We start from the raw sequence: 19,249 nt of genomic DNA, 5'->3' as shown, positions 1-19,249 counted from the left end.
GCAATCAAAGGGAAGAGGTGACGGGGACAGGGGCCAGCAGCGGGACGAGCGCATGCAGGCTGGCCACCACGGCATGGGGCTTTGGGCCCGGGTGCGGCCAGTCTGCACCTTCGCGGTTGAGCCACACGGTCTGCATGCCTGCACGCAAGGCGCCCAGACCGTCGAGATGGGCATCATCGCCGATGTGCAGGACCTGGGCCGCAGACACCCCCGCCGCCTGGGCCCCATGGTGAAAGATGCGCGCATCGGGCTTGGCGGCACCGACCTCGCGCGCGCTGATGGCCGCATGAAAATAGCGCCCCAGACCCACCCGCTGCAGGTCGGCATTGCCGTTGGACAGCGCGACCACGGGCCAGCGGCTGCTGAGGTATTCGAGTGCGGGCAACGCATCCTCGAACAAATCTACGCGCTGGCGCTCATCAAAAAACACTTCGAACGCAGGCTCGGCCAGCGCAGGATCATCGCCCGCCTGCGTGAGCGCCATACGGATGGACTCGCGGCGCAGCGCGCTCAGGTCGTGCCGCAGATCGGGGCGCAACTGTTCCATGCGGTTGCGAATGGCGCGCAGCGCCCCGGGCATGGCATACAGCGCATGGGTGGCGGGCGCATGCTCGGCCAACCAGGATTGCAGGACCGACTCGGCACGCGCGATCGTGGGCCAGATGGGCCACAAGGTGTCGTCCAGATCCAGCGTAATGGCACGGATGCGGGAGAGATCGAGGGGGTTACAAGACATGGTGAAACAAGAATACCCCACGGCACAAGCCCTTGCAGGGCGCAGGATGCCGCACGGTCGGCCCATCGCAATGGATGGCCCTTGACACTCGACAAGAAAAACACCGATCGTTACCTCGATAATTTCGCCGTGACGTTCCGCGCCCCTCGCTCCCGCAAGCTACAGCTGTCCATGGTTTTGTCCATGGTGGCGCTGTTTGCCCAGCTCTGGATGGGGCAGGTCAGCGCCGGGCACATGGCGCAAATGCTCTCCGAGCAGTTCATGCTGGGCGACGTCTGCAGCGCGCAAACCATGGCCGGTGAGTTGCCCGGCAGCCTCCCCTCAGACCACACCATGGGCGGCACCCTGGGCTGCCCGGTGTGCAGCGTGGCCGCCGCCAGTTTCACGGCGGGTAGCAACCCTGTCGTGCAAGAGCCACCGCCCCTGCTGGCGAATTACGGCTCCCGTTTCACATCCGCGACCCCACGGGCGCTGCGGCACAGCAATGTGCGACCGCCAGCGCAGGCCCCTCCGGCGGCCTGAACTGCTGTCTTACTCACTTGGTTTGCCCGCGGCCCTCCAGCCGCGGGCATAGCCGCCTGGGCCTGGGCCCGCCCCCTCTTTTTGCTCCATTGCCATGACCTCCCACATCTGTACCCGCGCCCACCACGGCCGTGCGCCCACCCTGTCCCTGCGCCCCCTGTGCGCCCTGCTCGCTGCCCTGCCCTTCGCCGCCCTGGCACAAGATGCCGCACTGCAAACCATTACCGTCAAGGCACCCAAGGCCGCCGTACAGCCCGTGGGCGCCGCAGCGGCCGATGCCGAGGCCCTGCAATCGGGCCGGGCCTCCAGCAGCGACACCGCCAGCCTGCTGCGCAACCTGCCCGGTGTGAGCCTGTTTGGCGCCGGTGGCGTCTCCAGCCTGCCCAGCGTGCACGGCCTGTCCGACGACCGCCTGCGCATCCAGGTGGATGGCATGGACCTGGTCTCGTCCTGCGGCAACCACATGAACCCGCCGCTGTCGTACATCGACCCCACGCGCGTGGGCAGCGTGCGCCTGTTTGCCGGCGTCACCCCGGTGAGCGTCGGCGGCGACAGCATTGGCGCCACCATCCAGGTTGACTCCCCCGCCCCCGAATTTGCTGCGCCCGGCCAGGGCCGTCTGCTCAAGGGACAGGCAGGCACCTTCTACCGCAGCAACGGCAACGGCATGGGCGCCAACCTCTCGGCCACCTACGCCACCGAACAAATGGGCCTGCGCTACGACGGCTCCACCGCCCAATCCGACAACTACAAGGCCGCGCGCGACTTCAAGGCGGCAGGCCCCGCCGCCAGCAACAAGCCCACGCAGTGGCTGGGCGGTGACGAGGTGGGATCGTCGAGCTACAAGACCCGCAACCATTCGCTAGCCTATGCACTGCGCAGCGACGAACACCTGGTCGAGATGCGCCTGGGCCTGCAGGACATCCCCTACCAGAACTACCCCAACCAGCGCATGGACATGACCGGCAACGACAGCCACCAGTTCAACCTGCGCTACCAGGGCCAATACGCCTGGGGCCAGCTCCAGGCACGGGCTTACCACGAGAAAACCCGCCACAGCATGAACTTTGGCGAGGACAAGCAATTTTGGTACGGCCCCGCCGGCAACGTACCCGGCATGCCCATGGACACCGAAGGCAAGACCACGGGCCTGCAGGTCAAGGGCGACATCGCCCTGTCTGCGCGTGACACCCTGCGCGTGGGCGCCGAGCTGCAAAACTACCGCCTGGACGACTGGTGGCTGCCGTCCGGCGGCGGCATGGCGCCCAACACGTTCTGGAACATCCGCGAGGGCCAGCGCGACCGCGCGGATGTGTATGGCGAATGGGAAGCCCGCTGGACCCCGCAATGGCTCTCGCAAATCGGCCTGCGCGGCAGCCATGTGCGCAGCAACAGCGGCGCCGTGCAGGGCTACAACGCCAACTACAACATGGAGGCCAACGCCTTCAACGCCCGTGACCGCAAACGCAGCGACAGCAACGTCGATATGACCGCCCTGGCGCGCTACACCCCCAGCGCCAACGCCAGTTACGAGTTCGGCTTTGCGCACAAGACACGCTCGCCCAACCTGTACGAGCGCTACACCTGGTCCACCGGCGGCATGGCCATGCGCATGATCAACCTGGCGGGCGATGGCAATGGCTATGTGGGCAACATGGACCTCAAACCTGAAACCGCCAACACCTTGAGCGCCACCGCCGACTGGCACGACGCCACAGGCGAGCAGTGGGGAGTGAAGTTCACCCCCTACCTGACCTATGTGAACAATTACATCGACGCGCGGCGCTGCAGCGGCAGCGGGGCCATGTCGGCATGCACACCCGCCAACCAGACGGCCACGACCGGTTTTGTCTACCTGCAGTTTGCCAACCAGGACGCACGCCTGCACGGTTTTGATCTCTCGGGCTTTACCGACCTGGGCCGCACGGCGAACTGGGGCCAGTTCGCACTGAGCGGCGTGGTCAGCTATGTGCACGGCACCAACCGCACCACCGGCGACAAGCTCTACGGCACCATGCCGCTCAATGCGCGCGCTGCCCTTAGCCAGCGCCTGGGCGCCTGGACGGGGACCGCCGAACTGGTCATGGTCACCGCCAAGACCCGCGTCTCCGCCGTGCGCAACGAGCTGCCCACGGCCGGATACGGCCTGGTCAACCTGCGCGGCAGCTACGAATGGAAGCAGGTGCGCCTGGACTTCGGCATCGACAACCTGTTCGACCGCTTCTACAACCACCCCCAGGGCGGCGCCTATGTGGGCCAGGGCCAAACCATGGCAGGCACCGCCGTGCCATGGGGCGTGCGTGTGCCCGGCATGGGCCGTTCGTTCAACGTGGGCGTGACCGTGAAGTTCTAACGCACCAAGGGCCAAGGCGGCGGGGCCCTTGACCGCCGCCAAGTTACTCCAATATTCATAGCACCTCGCGCTTTCCAATCAAGCGCCAGGTGCTTTTTTTATGTTGAAAGACCATTACAGCCCCCCATGGAATTGCGTCGCTTCAACAAAGGCCCTCTGCCTGGCCAGGGTGCCATGCCCCTGCACCGATACAGGACATGCCAAACCCGGCAAAGCCATGGCCATCATCTCGGTACCTCTGGAGAAAACCGTGCTCTCGCACGAGAACAGGGCCTTGGTGCGCAGGCCGTTTTACACCCCGTAAACTGGTACGCTAGACACAAGCCCTGTGCGCGCTGCCCCCGCCCCGCCAGCACCCGCAGAACGATAGCGACACCATCGATCAAGGAATTCCCATGAGCAAGGAACTGACCCCCGCCCAGCACGAAGAAATCAAGGCATTGCTGCTGGCGCGCCGCAACGAACTCCAGGGGCAGATGCTGCAAAACCGCGAAAACCTCGCGCCTCCGACGTCCGATGAAGGCGGCATGGTGCAGCGCAATGTGGCACGCGAAGTGGACCAGGCCCTCACCGACATCGATGCAGGCGACCTGGCGCGTATCGACCGCGCCCTCGAAGCCCTGGCCGACGGCAGTTATGGCCATTGCGGTGAATGCGGCTGCGCCATCCCATTCGAGCGCCTGAAGATCGAACCCCAGACGCAGCACTGCGTGGCCTGCAAGTCCCGCTGGGAAAAATCGGCAGGGCAGGCCGGCACGCACCACTGAACGCATTGATCCCCGCATGGCCTGCACGCCCCGCAGGCCATGCCGTGTGCGCGAGAATGCGGCATGCCTTTTCAAACCGAACCCGCCTACACCCACGGGCAAGCCACCCGCACCGCCATCTTGCTGTGCAACCTGGGCACACCCGATGCGCCCACCGCACCCGCGCTGCGCCGCTACCTGGGGCAGTTTCTGTCGGACCAGCGCGTGGTCGAGATTCCCAAGGCCGTGTGGTGGCTCATTCTGCACGGCATCATCCTGCGCACCCGCCCTGCCAAATCGGCCGCCAAGTACGCCAGCATCTGGACGCCCGAGGGCTCTCCCCTGGCCGTGTGGACAGAAAAGCAGGCCAAGCTGCTGCGCGGCTGGCTGGGCGAGGCGGGCTACAACGTGCTGGTACGCCCCGCCATGCGCTACGGCAACCCATCCATCGCCAGCCAGCTCGACGCCCTCAAGGCTGCAGGAGCAACGCGCATCCTGATCCTGCCGCTGTACCCGCAGTACTCGGGCACCACCACGGCCAGCGTGTTTGACGCCGTGTATGCCTGGGCGGGGCGCCAGCGCCATGTGCCTGAGCTGCGCTTCGTCAACCGCTACCACGACGATCCCGGCTACATCGACGCCCTGGCCCGCCGCATCGAGGCACACTGGCGCACGCACGGTCAGCCCGATCAATTGGTGATGAGCTTTCACGGTGTGCCAGAACGCACCCTGCACCTGGGCGACCCTTACCACTGCGAAAGCCACAAGACGGCCCGCCTGCTGGCCGAGCGCCTGGGCCTGCGCAAAGGCCGCTACCAGCTCACCTTTCAATCACGCTTTGGCAAGGCCAAGTGGCTCGAACCCTATACCGAGCCCACGCTCATCAAAATGGCCCAGTCCGGCGTGGGCCGGGTCGATGTGGTGTGCCCGGGCTTTACCGGCGACTGCCTGGAAACCCTGGAAGAAATTGCCCAGGAAGCGCGCGAAGCCTTCCTGCACGCAGGCGGCAAAGAGTTCCACTACATCCCCTGCCTGAACGATAGCCCGGAATGGATTACGGCCCTGAGCCGCATTGCGCAGCAGCACCTTGCGGGCTGGCCCGTGCAGGTGGACAGCGACCGCACCCTGGCCGACGCCCGCGCCCATGCGCTCGACGGTGGCGCACCCTCCTGAACGAAAACTCTATTTTTGATAGCTTTCAGCGCTTACCCAGTAAGCGTTAGAGCCTAAAAACATACAAATATTTTTGCCTATGCCTGCCACCCCGCTTGTCCCCGCCCAGTTGCGCCTGACCATCGCTCCCACCAGCCTGGGCTTTGCCAGTACCGCCGAACTGCAGGGCCTGTCCTTGCCCTGGATTGGCCAGGAGCGTGCCGAGGCCGCCGCGCGCTTTGGGCTGGGCATGGAGCAGCCGGACTACAACCTGTTCGTGCTGGGCGAGGTCGGCAGCGGCCGCACATCGTTGCTGCACCAGGCCATGCAGCAGGCAGCGGCGCTGCGCACGGTCCCCCCGGACCTGTGCTACCTGCACAACTTTGACGCCCCCGAGCGCCCGCGCGCCCTGCGCCTGCCTGCGGGACAGGGGCGCCTGCTGCGCCAGGGCATGGAGAAGATCACGCGCATGCTGCTCACCGAAATCCCCAAACGCCTGGACGGCGCCGACTTTCGGGCCGAGAGCGAGCGCATCGAAAAGGCCTACGAAACCCAGGAGTCCCAGGCCTTTGCCGCCCTGGACGCCCTGGCCGAAGGGCTGCAGTTTCGCCTGACGCGCGACGGCGGGCACATGGTGTTCACGCTCATCGGTCCCGAGGGCCAACCCCTGACCGAGGCCGACGCCCACGCGCTCTCGCGTGAGCGCCGTGCCGAAATCGAGACCGCAGAGCAGCAGCTGCGCGCCGAGATCGCCCGCTTTCTCGATGCGACCCGCCCGCTGGAACGCCAGCGCGATGAGGCCCTGGAGCAACTGCGCCGCCAGGTCACCAAACCGCTGCTCGACCATGAGCTGCAAGAAGTGCGCAACAGCCTGCGCAAGCAGATCAAGGACACCGTCAAGCTGGGCCAGTGGCTCGACCAGATGCACCAACAGGTACTCGACCACCTGGCGCTGTTCATCCCCATCGAGGGTACAGACGGTGCCGACGACGAACGCAAGGACGAGCTTGACGAACTGCTCGCCCGCTGCCGCGTGAACCTGGCGGTGGACAACGACGGCCTGACCAGTGCGCCCGTGCTCATCGAAGACAACCCGCAGCTGCGCAACCTGTTCGGCAGCATCGAATACCAGGCCGAGGCCGACGCCCTGCTGGCCGACTTTTCGTGCATCCATGCGGGCAGCCTGCTCAAGGCGCATGGGGGGTTTCTCATGCTGCACCTGCGCGATCTGCTGGGCAACGAGGGGCTGTGGGAGCGGCTGCGCCGCTTTCTGCGCTGCAGCCGCCTGCAGATCGAAGAATCAACGTCCTCGCACAGCAGCATGGCCACCGTTTCCCTGCAACCCGAACCGGTGGACGTGCAGGTCAAGATCGTGCTGATCGGCTCGGTCGAAGAGTATTACGCCCTGCAAGAAGCCGACCCCGAAGTGGCACGGCGCTTTCGGGTCAAGGTGGACTTTGCCGAGGCCTTCAACGCCACGCCCGAGACCCGCCAGACCACCGCCGTGTTCATTGCCCACACCGGCAAGAAGCGCGGCCTGCCCGATTTTTCTGCCGGAGCCGTAGCGCGCATGCTGGAGCAAGCGCACCGCGAAGCCGACGACCAACGCCGCCAGAGCGCCCTGTTTGCCCACACCGAGGCCCTGGCCATCGAAAGCGCGGCCCTGTGCCGTGCCCGTAGCGGCACCTGGGTCGAGGCCGCCGACATTGAAGCCGCCCTGCAGGCCCGCACCCTGCGCCACAACTACCCCGAGCAGCGCCTGCACGAAACCATCACCGATGGCGAACGCCTGCTGTCCCTGCACGGCATGCATGTGGGCCAGATCAACGCCCTGACCCAGATCGACCTGGGCGACTACCGCTTCGGTTTTCCGGTGCGCATCACCGCGCGCGCCTTTGCCGGGCACGAGGGGCTGCTCAACATCGAGCGCGAAGTCGAGATGTCGGGCCCCATCCACGACAAGGGCGTGCTCATCCTGCACAGCTACCTGATGGCGCTGTTTGGCCACATCGCGCCGCTGGCGCTCAATGCCTCCATCGTGTTCGAGCAGGAATACAGCGGCGTGGAGGGCGATTCGGCCTCGTGCGCCGAGCTGTATGCGCTGCTCTCCTCGCTCTCGGGCCTGGCCCTGCGCCAGGGCATTGCCGTCACCGGCGCGCTCAACCAGCACGGCGATGTGCTGCCCGTGGGCGGCATCAACGAGAAGATCGAAGGGTGGTTTAGCGCCTGCGAAGCCGCGGGCCTGGACGGCACGCAAGGCGCGCTGATCCCGGCACGCAACCAGCAGCACCTGATGCTCGACCAGCGCGTGATCGATGCCGTGGCACAGGGGCGCTTCCACATCTGGACGGCTGCCCATGTCAGCGACGGCATCGCACTGCTCACCGGCCAGGCGCCCGGCATGCAGGCCGGCGTGGCCACCGGCGAAGAAGGCAGCGTGGTGGCACGCGCCGAGCACACCTTGCGCGCCTTCCGCCACGCCTGCCAGGCCGCTGGCCGCACCCGCGCACGCAGCCCGGGCCGCCTGCGCAGCCCCCTACAGCGCGAAAGCAGCGACACGCCATGACCACCGCAACACCCGCGCAGGACCCCCAGGCCTTTCTGCGCGGGCTGTTCGCCGCCGCCGTGGCGCGTGCGCAGCCCGCACACACCCTGGCACCCTTTCTGCCACCGCCGCCGACCGGGCGCACCGTGGTCATCGGCGCAGGCAAGGCCAGCGGCGCCATGGCCGCGGCACTCGATGCCCTGTGGCCGCCGCAGGCACGCCTGAGCGGCCTGGTGGTCACCCGCTACGGCCATGTGCCCACCGCCTACCGCAGCGCACCCGGCCGCATTGAAGTGGTGGAGGCGGCCCACCCCGTACCCGACGCCGCAGGCCAACGCGCGGCCCAGCGCATGGCCGCGCTGCTGCAGGGCCTGGGTGCGGGCGACCTGGTGATTGCCCTGGTCTCCGGCGGTGGCTCTGCGCTGCTGTCACAACCCGCCGAAGGCCTGGCGTTGGCCGACAAACAGGCCATCCACCAAGCCCTGCTGCGCAGCGGCGCCGCCATCGACGAGATGAACTGTGTGCGCAAGCACCTCTCGGCCATCAAGGGTGGGCGCCTGGCGCAGCTCGCCGCACCGGCGCGCATGGTCACGCTGCTCATCAGCGACGTCCCCGGCGACGACCCGGCCGTGATCGCCAGCGGACCCACCGTGCCCGACCCCACGACCTGCGCGCAGGCCTTGGCGATTTGCGAGCGCTACCGCATCGCCCTGCCTCCGGCCGCCCTGGCCGGGCTGCGCAGCGGCGCGTTTGAAACACCCAAACCCGGCGACGCACTTTTTGCAAACCACGCCATGCACCTGGTCGCCACGCCGCAACAAAGCCTGGAGGCCGCTGCCGCACAGGCACGTTCGCAAGGTGTCGCGGCTTATATCCTGTCCGATGCCATCGAAGGCGAGAGCCGCGAAGTAGCGAAGGTGCACGCCGCCCTGGCCCGCCAGGTGGCGCGGCACGGCCAGCCGTTTGCACGGCCCTGCGTCATCCTCTCGGGCGGCGAAACCACCGTTACCCTGCCCCCTCCCGGCGCTGCCCAGCCTGGCCGGGGCGGCCGCGCCAGCGAATTTTTGCTGGCCTGCGCGGTGGCGCTGCAGGGCGCCCCCGGCGTGTATGGCCTGGCGGCCGATACCGACGGCATCGATGGCGTGGAAGACAACGCCGGGGCACTCATCTGCCCAGACACTTTGGCCCGCGCCCACGCACAGGGCATCAGCCCCGCCGCCCACCTTGACCGCCACGATGCCTACGGTTTTTTTGCCACGCTGGGCGATTTGCTGGTGACGGGCCCCACCTTCACCAATGTGAACGATTTCCGGGCGCTCTACGTCGCCTAGCGTAAATTTTCACTAAAAAGTGGCTCTAGCGCTTACCTGGAGAGCGTTAAAAGCTATTATTTACATAGCAAACAAAGAGGCTGCTGCACTGGTAACAAGAGCCGCCGCCCTAAAAACCAGCGGGTATCCAGACGTATCCTGCGGTGTCACCGTTGTGACGAATACAGCCCTGCATGCGGGTTTGCCTGAACGCGGCGCGTCCTGTGACAGACAGATACTTCCTGGCGCACACGCCGGGCATCCCCTGCCTCCCGTCCTCCAACTTACCGAGACCCTGCCCATGTCCACCACCCGCCGCCACGTTCTCCAGACCACTGCCGCCGTTGCCGCCCTGGGCGCTCCGGCCTGGGTGCGTGCCCAATCCGAGCCTTGGCGCATTGGCCAGACGGCCGCGCTGACGGGCCCTCTGGCCTTTCCGTTCGTGGAGATGAACAAGGGCATCGCCGCCGCCTTCAAGGAGGTCAACGATAAGGGCGGCATTGAGGGCCGGGTCGTTGAATTCAACAGCCTCGATGATGGTGGCTCGCCTGAAAAGGCCGCCGCCAACACCCTGCAACTGGTCCAGAAGAACCAGGTTTTCAGCATGTTTGCCTGTGGCGGCACCACCAGCGTGATGGGTGCGCTCAAGGTACTGGAGCAGGCCAAGGTGCCGCTGATTGCCCCCGCCACCGGCTCAGACGCGCTGCGCCCCTACAACCCGCTGGTGTTCCATACCCGCGCGACCTACGGACAGGAGCTGAACAAGATCGTGCGCCAGCTGGGCTCCACGGGCTTTACCAAGTGCGCCGTGGCTTATTTCGACAACCCCTTTGGCAAAGCCACGCTGGCCGCCTTCGAGGCTGCAGCGCGCGAGCACAAAAACACCGACTGGAAGGCCTTTCTCATTGCCGAAACCCCCGAAGGCGTCGCCAAGGGCATCGATGAAATCGTGCAATGGCAGCCTACCGCCGTGATTTCGCTGGCCATTGGTGCCAGCGGCATTCCGTTCTACAAAGGCTTGCGCCTGCGCTGGAAGGCCCCGGCCTTCTCGATCTCGTTCCTGGGTTCGCGCCCGCTGCTGGCAGCGCTGGGCGAGGCGGCCACCGGCATCACTGTGGCGCAGGTCGTGCCCAACCCCAGCAACCCATCCATTCCCGTGGTGCGGGCCTACCAGGAAGCGATCAAGAAACTCGGTGGCGTCGAAGTGGGATATTCGTCGCTGGAAGGCTATGTGAATGCCCGCATCCTGCTCGAAGCCCTGCGCCGTGCAGGCCGCAATGGCACGCGCGAGAAGCTCGTAGAAGCCATGCACTCCATGCGGCCCTACGACATGGGCGGCTTCGAGGTGCGCTACGGCCCGAACGACCACAGCGGCACTGATTTTGTCGAGCTGACTTACTTCAACGGCGAGCGCTTTCGCCGCTGAGCGCCTCTGCGCGCGCCAGAAACTGATCCACCAGCGCGTAGTGCTCCGGCACATTCAGCGCCGGGGCATGGCCGCAACCGGCCACCTCAACCACCTGCGCCAGGCCGCGCAGCGCCGGGCCACGCTGCATCATTTCGACCGTGGTTTCGGGCAACACCAGGTCGGAATCGACGCCGCGCAGGCACAGCACCGGAATGTCCAGCTGGTCGTAGTGGTCCCAGATCAGGTAATCGTTTGCATGCTGCGTGAACTGCTGCACCATGGCCGGGTCGTAGTGCGGCGTGACACGTCCATCGGGCAAGCGGCGGGTGGAGGTCTCTGTCAGGCGGCGCCACTGAGCGTCGCTCAGCCAGCCATAGGGCCGGTACACCTGCCGAAAAAAGGCTTCCAGCTCCGCCACGGTGTCAAACACCGGAGGCTGCCCCGCATAGGCCTTGATGCGCTGCAGCGCAGCATCTGCCAGCTGCGGGGCGTTGTCGTTGAGCAGCAGGCTGGCAATGCGCCCCCGCAGTGCAGGCTCGAACAGGCCGGACGCGCACACCGTGCCAATCGCGCCCCCCATGGAGGTACCGATCCAGTGGGCCTTGTCGATGGCCAGTTGCTCAAACAGCGACGCCGCAACGCGCGCATAGAACGAAAGCTGGTAGTCCTGCGCCGGTTGGCGGCTCCACTGGCTCAGCCCGCGCCCGATGGTGTCGGGGCAGATCACGCGGTAGCGCGGCGCCAGGTGCGCGGCCAGGTCGTCCATGTCGCGCCCGGTGCGCGCCAGGCCGTGCCAGGCAATCACCACGGGGGCATCGGGCGCACCCCACTCGGTGTAGTGGATTTCATAACCGGCACAGGTAGCGTAGCAAGAGGTGGGAGACATGGTGCGTGGTCTGGTGAAGCATGGGAAGGCATTGGCGCGGCCCATGGGCCGCGCCCTTCGGGTGGCCCCCGTCAATCCGGGATGGCAATAGCCCCCGCCGTGACGGCAATGGCATCACCCGCTGCAGGCACCATTGCCAGCGGCGGCACGTTGGCAGCGGTGATGGCCGGTGCTTTGCCTGGCAGGCCACCGCGTGGCACGGTGCGCACCACCTGGCTGGCGGGCAGCGCCTTGCCGCCGGCAAGGTGGTCGTACATGGCGTCCAGGGCACGGTTCAGGTAGACATGCAGTGGCACGTAGCGGGTGTCGTAGCCGGGCAGCACGGCAGGCAGGCCAATGAAGCTGTCAAAGTGCTGGGCGTTGGTGACTTCCAGGTAGCTGAGCTTGCTGGACGCACCTTCGACCTTTTTGTTCAACGCAGCATACGGGCGCGAGGTGTGGCTGACGGGCAGCAGCGCATCGGCCCGGCCGTGCACGATGAGCGTCGGCTTGCCGCGCAGGTTGCCGTTGCGGCGGGTCTCATCGACGCCCGCCTGCAGCTTTTTGGCGGCCGTGTCGGTGCCCGTGACCAGATTGCGCAGGCACAGCGCGCCTGCGGTGTTCCAGTCGGCCACGCCTGCGGCATTGAACGACAGGAAGTCACGTGCTGCGCCAAATTTGCCTGCATTGTTGATGAGTTGCACGCCGCTGCTGGGCGGCACACCATTGCCTGTGGCGAACATGCCCGCCAGAGCCGCAGGGGCCAGCGGCCCGACCGCGCCGGTGGACGTGATGGCAGCGTAGCTGAAGCCGCACAGGTGGTCCTTCACGCTGGCGCGCGAGAGCGAATTGGCAAAAGTCACCGCCACAGCAGGGGCCACTTCAAAGGCCGCCAGCGAGGCGTGCAAGTCGTTCGACTCCGGCTCCCAGCCGTAGCTGCGCAGCTTTTGCAAGGACTCTTCGGCCTGCGCCGCCACGGTACTGCCCGAGAGCAGGCCTGCGGTCACCAGGGCCGCGCAGCGGTTGGGCGCGATCGGCAGTGCAGCGCCCGCAAAGCCCGCACCAAAGGCCGCCGCATAGGGCGAGCTGCTGATGGAAGGCGCCAGCGCAGCACACGACTGGTAAAGATTGGCGTAGGTGGTGAAATCAACCAAGGTCTTGCCCGTTACCGCCAGGGCCACGCCGCCGCGCTGCACCGTCACGCCGGGGTTGGCCGGCATCTCGATGGCGGGTTCGGACACGGCCACGCCGCTGATGAGGCCCTGCGTATCCTGCTCGGCTGCGGCGATGGCAGCGCCGCCGCCGTTGGAGATGCTGGACGCGATGACGATGGTGTTGGCCGGAGTGAGAGACTTCAGGCGCTGGCCGTTGTCCAGCGCACCAAAGCGTTCGTTCAGCACGTAATAGGCAAACTCCACGGCCTGCAGCGTGGTCTTGCCCCAATCCTTCTCGGCGTTCTGGCCCGAGTGCGCGTGCTTGAAGGCAAAGCGCTGGGGCGTGGCAGCGTTGAAGGCGGTCAGTTCCGCGGCGCTCAAACCGGCGTTGAAGGCCGCATTCTTGCCCGCCGCCGCAGCGCTGGTGCGCGTACCGTCGATCAACGGCACGGTGTCGTTCTCCAGGTCGTGCGGCGCCGCGCCCGTGCCCTTGTCCGAATAGGCCACGGCGCAGCCGCGCTTGAGGCCCCATTCCCCCGTAGAAATCGCGCCATAGACACCGCGCGAGCCCGAGGCCGTGGCCGTGATCACGCAGGGTTTCTTCGCGTCGAAACTGGCGGGTACCTGCACCATCAGCGTAACGTTCTGGCGGCCACTGCCGTCGTCGGCAAAGGCGATGTATTCGGTGCCGGGCACCTTGCCCTCGCCAGCGGTCACGACGCCCTTGGCGTCCACATTGGGGCCATACAGCGTGCCGTAGCCCCCATCCGCCGTCATGTCGAGCATGCCGCGGTAGCTGGTGTGGATAACCGTGCGACGCAGCTCGGCCGCCGTGGGCTTGAGCGGGTCGGCATAAGCAGGGGCCGCGGCTGCGGCCAGGCCTGTTTTGCCCAAACCGGCGGTGAGCAGGTCGTCGGTGCTGCCGTCATACGTGGTCACCTTGATGGCGCCCAGGTAAGCCGGCTTGGTGTTGACGTTGGCGTTGTTATCGCTACCACCACAGGCGGCCAGCACCGCAGCCGCGAGGGCTGCAGGAACGAAGGGACGGATACCGAGTTTCATGCGTTTGTCTCCAGAGAATGCTTTGTTGTGCAGGGATACCAGGGGGAAATTCAGCCCGCCTTGCGCGCCGCCGCCGCGCGCAGGCGACCCACCACACCGGTGGGAAAGTAATAGACCGAGAGGACGAACAGCACGCCGAGCCACAGCAGCCAGCGGTCGGGCGAGAGCAACGCCGACAGCCAGGGCACGCTGCCTGCTGCCGCATCGCTGCCCAGGCGCAGCAGATCCTGCAGATAGCTTTGTGCCAATAGAAACAGCACAGCACCAATGGCCGAGCCGTAGATCGTGCCCATGCCCCCAATCACCACGATGAGCAGGCAGTCCATCATGATTTCAAAACTGAGCGACGTGTCCGGCCCGTTGTAGCGCAGCCAGATGGCCAGCATGCAGCCCGCGAGCGTGGCAAACAGCGCCGACAGCACGCTCGACGTGGTGCGGTACACCACCACGCGGTAGCCGATGGCCTCGGCGCGGAACTCGTTCTCGCGGATGGCCTGCAGCACCCGGCCAAACGGCGAGTTGACGATGCGCAGCAGCGCCAGCACCAGCGCCACCGCCACCACGAACAACAGGTAATAGGTCAGCAGGCGCCCGTCGAGCAAGACGCCCAGGAACGGCTCTTCGGCAAACTCGAACGAGGGCGACAGAAGCGCCGGCAGCTTGAAGCTCAGGCCGTCCTCACCGCCGGTGATCTCGGACAGCTGCGAGGCCAGCGTCTGGAACGCCGCCGCCACCGCCAGGGTAATCATGGCGAAGAAAATGGCGCGCACCCGCAGCGAGAACAAGCCCACGGCCAAGGAGAGCAATAGCGACAGCAACAATGCGCCGCCAATACCCACGCCCAGCGCCGTCCAGGTGGCGCCCAGCCGCGTGGAGGCTACAGCGATGCCGTAGGCACCAATGCCGAAAAACATGGTGTGTGCAAAGCTGACGATGCCGGTGTAACCCAGCAGCAGGTCAAAGCTGGCCACCAGCACCACGAAGATCAGCACCTTGGCCGCCACCGAAAGCGCCTTGACACCCGGGAACAAGAAGGGCGCGAACGCCAGGCCCAAAAAGATGGCCACCAAAATCACCGCCAGCACCTTGCTGCGCGGGAAGTCATTGGAAAGCAGTCGTTGGAACATACAAAACCTTTCCGCTATTCACCGTGTTTTTTGAGAATCACTGCGCCTGCAACCGGCGCAGCCGCTGCCAGCGGCCGCCGTGCAAGGGCCGCCCCGCCGCACGGGCGGCGTCCCCCACGGGGGAAGGCGCGGAGCGACTTCAGGGGGGTCATCGATTAGCCACCGGGTACACACCCTGCGGGCGCCACAGCAAGATGGCCACCATGAGTGCAATGTTGGAGAACAGGGCCACCTTGGGTGCCAAAAAGCCCGTGTAGTTGGCCATCAGGCCCACCAGCAAGGCGCCGATGAGCGCGCCGCCGGTCGAGCCCAGGCCGCCGATGATGATGACGATGAAGATCAGCACATTGACCTGCGCGCCCATCTGCGGGATCACGCTTTGCTGGTACAGGCCCCACATCACCCCGCCCAGGCCGGCCAGGGCCGAGCCCACCACGAACACGCCGACAAACAGGCGGCGGATGCGGTAGCCCAGCGACTCGACCATCTCGCGGTCCTGCACACCAGCACGGATCAGCAGGCCCACCTTGGTGCGCGCCAGCACCCAGGCCAGCACACCAAACACCAGCAGGCCCACGACCACGGCCACCAGGCGGTATTTTTCGATGGCAGCGTCGCCAATCAGCAGCGAACCGCGCATGCCGTCGGGCAATGGCAGCGGAATCTGCGCCGGGCCCCAGACCACCTTGATGAGTTCTTCACCAATGATCATGCCGCCCATGGTGATCAGGATCTGCTTGAGGTGCTGGCCGTACACCGGCCGCACGATGAAGCGCTCAAATGCCAGGCCCACGGCACCGGCCACTGCCATGGCCACCAGCATGGCGGGCAGCACGGCCACCATGTTGCGCCACAGTTGGTCCGAACCCGTCCAGTCACCCATGGCGCCCAGCACGCTGGTGGCCACAAAGGCGCCCAGGGCAATGAACACGCCGTGGCCGAAGTTGAGCACATCCATCAGGCCGAACACCAGCGTGAGGCCCGAGGCGATGATGAAAATGATCATGCCCATGGCCAGCCCCGCCACGGTGAGCGTGAGCCAGGTCGAGGGCGAGCCGATCAAGGGCAGCACGATGAGCGCCAGCAGCGGCACCAGTGCCAGCGGCTTCCAGTCAAAGTCACGGGAGATCATGGCGTGCCTTTCCAGAAAGGGAATTTGCTCTATTTTTGATAGCTGCTTGCGCTTGATGCGCAAGCGCTAGAGGCTGTTTTTTTATAAATTTCATAGCGACAATCCCAACAGCGATTTCTGCAGGGCCTCGTCTTGTGCCAGGGCGGCCATGCTGCCCGCATGCACGACGGCGCCGTTGTCCATCACGGCCACGGTGTCGCCCAGACGTTTGGCGAAGTTGATGTTCTGCTCGACCAGCAAAATGGTCACGCCACTCTTCTTGAGCTGGTCGAAGGCGTCGATCATGTTGTTGATGATGGCGGGCGCCAGGCCCTTGCTGGGTTCGTCCACGATGAGCAGGTCGCGCGGCTCGACGATGGCGCGGCTCACCGCCACCATCTGTTTCTGGCCGCCCGAGAGCTTGCCGGCGGGGTAGTCCCAGAACTTCTCGACCGCCGGGAAGAGCTTGAAAATCCATTCCAGCCGCGATGCATCCATCTGCGCCGCCGTGCTGGCGTTGCGCGCAGCCAGCAGCATGTTCTCTTTCACCGTCAGGTCAGAAAAAATGCCCATGTTCTCGGGCACGTAGGCAATGTTCAGGCCGGCAATCTGCGGCGTGTTCATCGCCGTGATGTCTTTGCCGGCAAAGTGAATAGACCCTTTGGAGGCATGCCACAAACCCATGATGGTGCGCAGCGTGGTCGTCTTGCCCGCGCCGTTGCGCCCGAGCAGCATGGTGAGCTGGCCCCGGGGAATAGCCAGGTCCACGCCGTGCAGGATGTGGTACGCCCCAATGTGGGTATGCACACCCTTGAGTTCGAGAAGGTTGGTGTTCATGCGGCCTCCTTCGATACGCCCAGATAGGCCTCTTGCACCACAGGCGATGCAATCACGTCGGCCGGCAGCCCGTCGGCCACCAGCGTGCCATTGGTCAGCACGATGATGCGGTCGGCCAGCTCGCGCACCACGTCCATCTTGTGTTCCACCAGCAAAATGATCTTGGTCTTGTCTTTTTTGAGTTCACGGATCAGGTTCAGGATCACGGGCGCCTCGTCGTGGCTCATGCCCGCGGTGGGCTCGTCAAACATGTACACCTGCGGCTCCAGCGCCATCAGCAGCGCCACTTCGAGCTTGCGCTGGTCGCCGTGCGGCAGGCTGGCCACGGGGGTGTCGCGGCGCTCGAACATGGCCACGGACTGCAAGATTTCCTCGGCCCGCGCGGTGAGCTGGCGGTGGTCGCTCCAGATGCTCCACAGGTTCAAACCCCGGCGGTGTTTTCCGCCCCGCGTGGCCTGCACGGCCAGGCGCACGTTTTCCAGCACACTGAGGTTGGGAAACAGGTTGGTCAGCTGGAACGCCCGGCCCAGCCCGGCGTGCGTGCGCTGCGAGACGGACTGGCCGGTCAGCTCACGCCCGCCCAGGGTCACGCTACCGCTGCTGGCCTTGAGCTGGCCAGAAATCAGGTTGAAATAAGTGGTCTTGCCCGCGCCGTTGGGGCCCACGATGGCGGTCAGCGTGCCCGGCTCGAAAGAGCAGGTCACGGCGTTGACCGCCACGTGGCCGCCAAAGCGGATGGTCAAGTCCCGGGTGGCCAGGGTACTCATGGGTTCTTGCTCGCTTTCACAGTCTTCATCCTTGCACCACGCCCAGCGGGGGGTGCCGCGTTTCAGGGACAGGTGCCGATCACGTAGTAGTTCGGGCCTGTCTTCTTCAGTGTCGTTGTCGAAAAGATGTTCCACAGGCCCATGCTGTTCCCTGAGCCATTGGCATAGGTGAAGCCATACAGGGCATAGGCACGGCCGGCCATCGTGTGGGCATAGTTGCTGGCAGTGGTGCAGGTGGGCGCGTCACCACCGGCAGCAGCCAGCGTGGTGCCCGAAGCGGGGCTCGAGGCAGCGCCTTCTGCGCCATTGGCATCGGCGGCGCGCACGGTCCAGTGATAGGTGGTGGAGGCTGCGAGGCCGCTGTCGGTGTAGCTGGTGCCATACACGGTCAGTGCGTTGGCCTTGTTGCCATTGCGATAGACGTTGTAACCCGCGGCACCCGCCACACTGTTCCAGCCGATGGCCATGCTGCTGGCGGTGGCGCCCGAGGCGCTCACACCCGTGGGTGCGGGCAAGGCCACGGGATCGGGATCGGGCACGGTGGTCGTGCCACCGCCACTGGTCAGGCGGTCCACCATGGCCTTGATGGCCGCCATCTGCGGGCCGGATTTCTTGGAATAGTTGGCGCTGTCATAACCCCACCAGTCCCAGCAGCTGTTGGTGGCTGCGGTGCTGGTCTGCGGGTACAGCACCACGATGTTGTTGCTGTCTGCCCAGCGGTTGTAACCCGTGTTGCGCACGTATTTCTGCTGCACATCGCTCACGTTTTGCTTGCAACCGTGCAGCGCCACGTGCAGGCGGCAGGTGGCGTCGCCCCCCGCCTTGCAAGCCTGTGGAATATAGGCCCAGCCGGTGCTGGCCATGCCATGGTTGGTGATGAACTGGCTTTGCTTGAATTCGACAAAATTGCCCTCGGGCAAGGTGGCCGTGCTGCGTGCATTGAGCGGGCCATACAGGTGCTGCAACATGGCCCCAGCCAGATCGAAATTGCAGTTGTTGATATAGGGCGCGCCCTTGGCCGAGCAAGCGCTACCGTAGTCATCCGTCACCATGGAATGCTCGGCCGCCAGGTCCTTCTTGTAAACCACATTGGCGGCGGGAACGAAGCTGCTGTAGTAGGTCTTGAGGGCGTCCATCACGCCCGTTTTGACCACGCTGTCCACCGAACCCGAGAACAGATACACCTTGGAATTTTGCAGGTTGGACACCGGGTCCACATGCCCCTGGCTGGCCCAGGTGTTGGTCGTGTTCACCAGCGTGCTGGTAGGAATACTGGCCGGACTGACCATGCAGCGCCCCGTGGCGCTGACGACAGAGCCCTCGGCGCAATAAAACGGGCCACCGGCCACAATGCCGGCGCCTTTGCCGAACACGGACGAATAAGCCACGTGCAGCTGGACCGCCATGAAGCCACCCGATGAGAGACCAGACACGGTGGTCTGGGTTTTGTCGATCTTGAGTGCGGGAAGGTCCACTGCGGCCCACGCAGGCGCTGCACCCACCACGGCCCATGCTGCAACTGCGGCGGCCGACCGAATCAATTTGAAGTCCATG

15 protein-coding genes are annotated in these 19,249 nt (G+C 65.5%); 7 read left to right on the top strand and 8 right to left on the bottom strand.

Features of this window, described 5'->3' with window-relative positions:
- Nucleotides 1-4: 4 nt before the first annotated feature.
- Entirely contained in the window at nt 5-736 is a 732-nt protein-coding gene (locus ACYVOC_RS15530) for an HAD family hydrolase (protein ID WP_116003218.1), read from the bottom strand.
- A gap of 81 nt (nt 737-817) precedes the next feature.
- On the opposite strand from ACYVOC_RS15530, the gene ACYVOC_RS15525 reads away from it, so the two are divergent.
- From ACYVOC_RS15525 to ACYVOC_RS15495, 7 genes are all read left to right on the top strand, one after another.
- Entirely contained in the window at nt 818-1,258 is a 441-nt protein-coding gene (locus ACYVOC_RS15525) for a hypothetical protein (protein ID WP_461162383.1), read from the top strand.
- A gap of 94 nt (nt 1,259-1,352) precedes the next feature.
- Nucleotides 1,353-3,611 (top strand): TonB-dependent receptor, encoded by a 2,259-nt coding sequence (locus ACYVOC_RS15520; protein WP_461162382.1) that lies wholly within the window; start codon nt 1,353-1,355, stop codon nt 3,609-3,611.
- A gap of 395 nt (nt 3,612-4,006) precedes the next feature.
- Nucleotides 4,007-4,378: a TraR/DksA family transcriptional regulator gene (locus tag ACYVOC_RS15515; RefSeq protein ID WP_461162381.1), complete on the top strand. Its 372-nt coding sequence runs from the start codon at nt 4,007-4,009 to the stop codon at nt 4,376-4,378.
- Nucleotides 4,379-4,441: 63 nt separating this feature from the next.
- Complete coding sequence (gene hemH / locus ACYVOC_RS15510) at nt 4,442-5,530, top strand: ferrochelatase (protein WP_116003214.1); 1,089 nt, start codon at nt 4,442-4,444, stop codon at nt 5,528-5,530.
- A gap of 79 nt (nt 5,531-5,609) precedes the next feature.
- Entirely contained in the window at nt 5,610-8,075 is a 2,466-nt protein-coding gene (locus tag ACYVOC_RS15505; RefSeq protein ID WP_461162380.1) for a Lon protease family protein, read from the top strand.
- Entirely contained in the window at nt 8,072-9,385 is a 1,314-nt protein-coding gene (locus ACYVOC_RS15500; RefSeq protein ID WP_461162379.1) for a glycerate kinase type-2 family protein, read from the top strand. The genes ACYVOC_RS15505 and ACYVOC_RS15500 overlap by 4 nt, the downstream gene beginning before the upstream one ends.
- 280 nt (nt 9,386-9,665) lie before the next feature.
- Nucleotides 9,666-10,790, top strand: coding sequence for an ABC transporter substrate-binding protein (locus ACYVOC_RS15495; protein ID WP_116003211.1), 1,125 nt, complete (start codon nt 9,666-9,668; stop codon nt 10,788-10,790).
- On the opposite strand, the gene ACYVOC_RS15490 is transcribed toward ACYVOC_RS15495, so the two are convergent.
- The 7 genes from ACYVOC_RS15490 to ACYVOC_RS15460 form a co-directional block, all read right to left on the bottom strand.
- The gene (locus ACYVOC_RS15490) at nt 10,765-11,658 is read right to left on the bottom strand and encodes an alpha/beta fold hydrolase (RefSeq protein WP_461162378.1); all 894 of its coding nucleotides are present in this window, start codon (nt 11,656-11,658) and stop codon (nt 10,765-10,767) included. The genes ACYVOC_RS15495 and ACYVOC_RS15490 overlap by 26 nt on opposite strands.
- Nucleotides 11,659-11,729: 71 nt before the next feature.
- Complete coding sequence (locus ACYVOC_RS15485; protein ID WP_461162377.1) at nt 11,730-13,853, bottom strand: D-(-)-3-hydroxybutyrate oligomer hydrolase; 2,124 nt, start codon at nt 13,851-13,853, stop codon at nt 11,730-11,732.
- A 50-nt stretch (nt 13,854-13,903) separates the two neighbouring features.
- The gene (locus ACYVOC_RS15480) at nt 13,904-14,980 is read right to left on the bottom strand and encodes a branched-chain amino acid ABC transporter permease (RefSeq protein ID WP_461162376.1); all 1,077 of its coding nucleotides are present in this window, start codon (nt 14,978-14,980) and stop codon (nt 13,904-13,906) included.
- Nucleotides 14,981-15,128: 148 nt separating this feature from the next.
- The gene (locus tag ACYVOC_RS15475) at nt 15,129-16,112 is read right to left on the bottom strand and encodes a branched-chain amino acid ABC transporter permease (protein ID WP_116003207.1); all 984 of its coding nucleotides are present in this window, start codon (nt 16,110-16,112) and stop codon (nt 15,129-15,131) included.
- A 90-nt stretch (nt 16,113-16,202) separates the two neighbouring features.
- Complete coding sequence (locus ACYVOC_RS15470) at nt 16,203-16,928, bottom strand: ABC transporter ATP-binding protein (protein WP_461162375.1); 726 nt, start codon at nt 16,926-16,928, stop codon at nt 16,203-16,205.
- On the bottom strand, nt 16,925-17,695 hold the full coding sequence (locus ACYVOC_RS15465; protein WP_116003205.1) for an ABC transporter ATP-binding protein: 771 nt from the start codon (nt 17,693-17,695) through the stop codon (nt 16,925-16,927). Before ACYVOC_RS15465 ends, ACYVOC_RS15470 begins: the two co-directional genes overlap by 4 nt.
- A gap of 62 nt (nt 17,696-17,757) precedes the next feature.
- A complete protein-coding gene (locus ACYVOC_RS15460) occupies nt 17,758-19,248 on the bottom strand; it encodes an extracellular catalytic domain type 2 short-chain-length polyhydroxyalkanoate depolymerase (protein ID WP_461162374.1) in 1,491 nt (496 codons plus the stop codon).
- Nucleotide 19,249 lies beyond the last annotated feature (1 nt).

The organism is Simplicispira piscis (genome assembly GCF_054783455.1).
The sequence above is the reverse complement of the archived record's forward strand: the minus strand, read 5'-3'. Positions and strand labels throughout refer to the sequence as shown.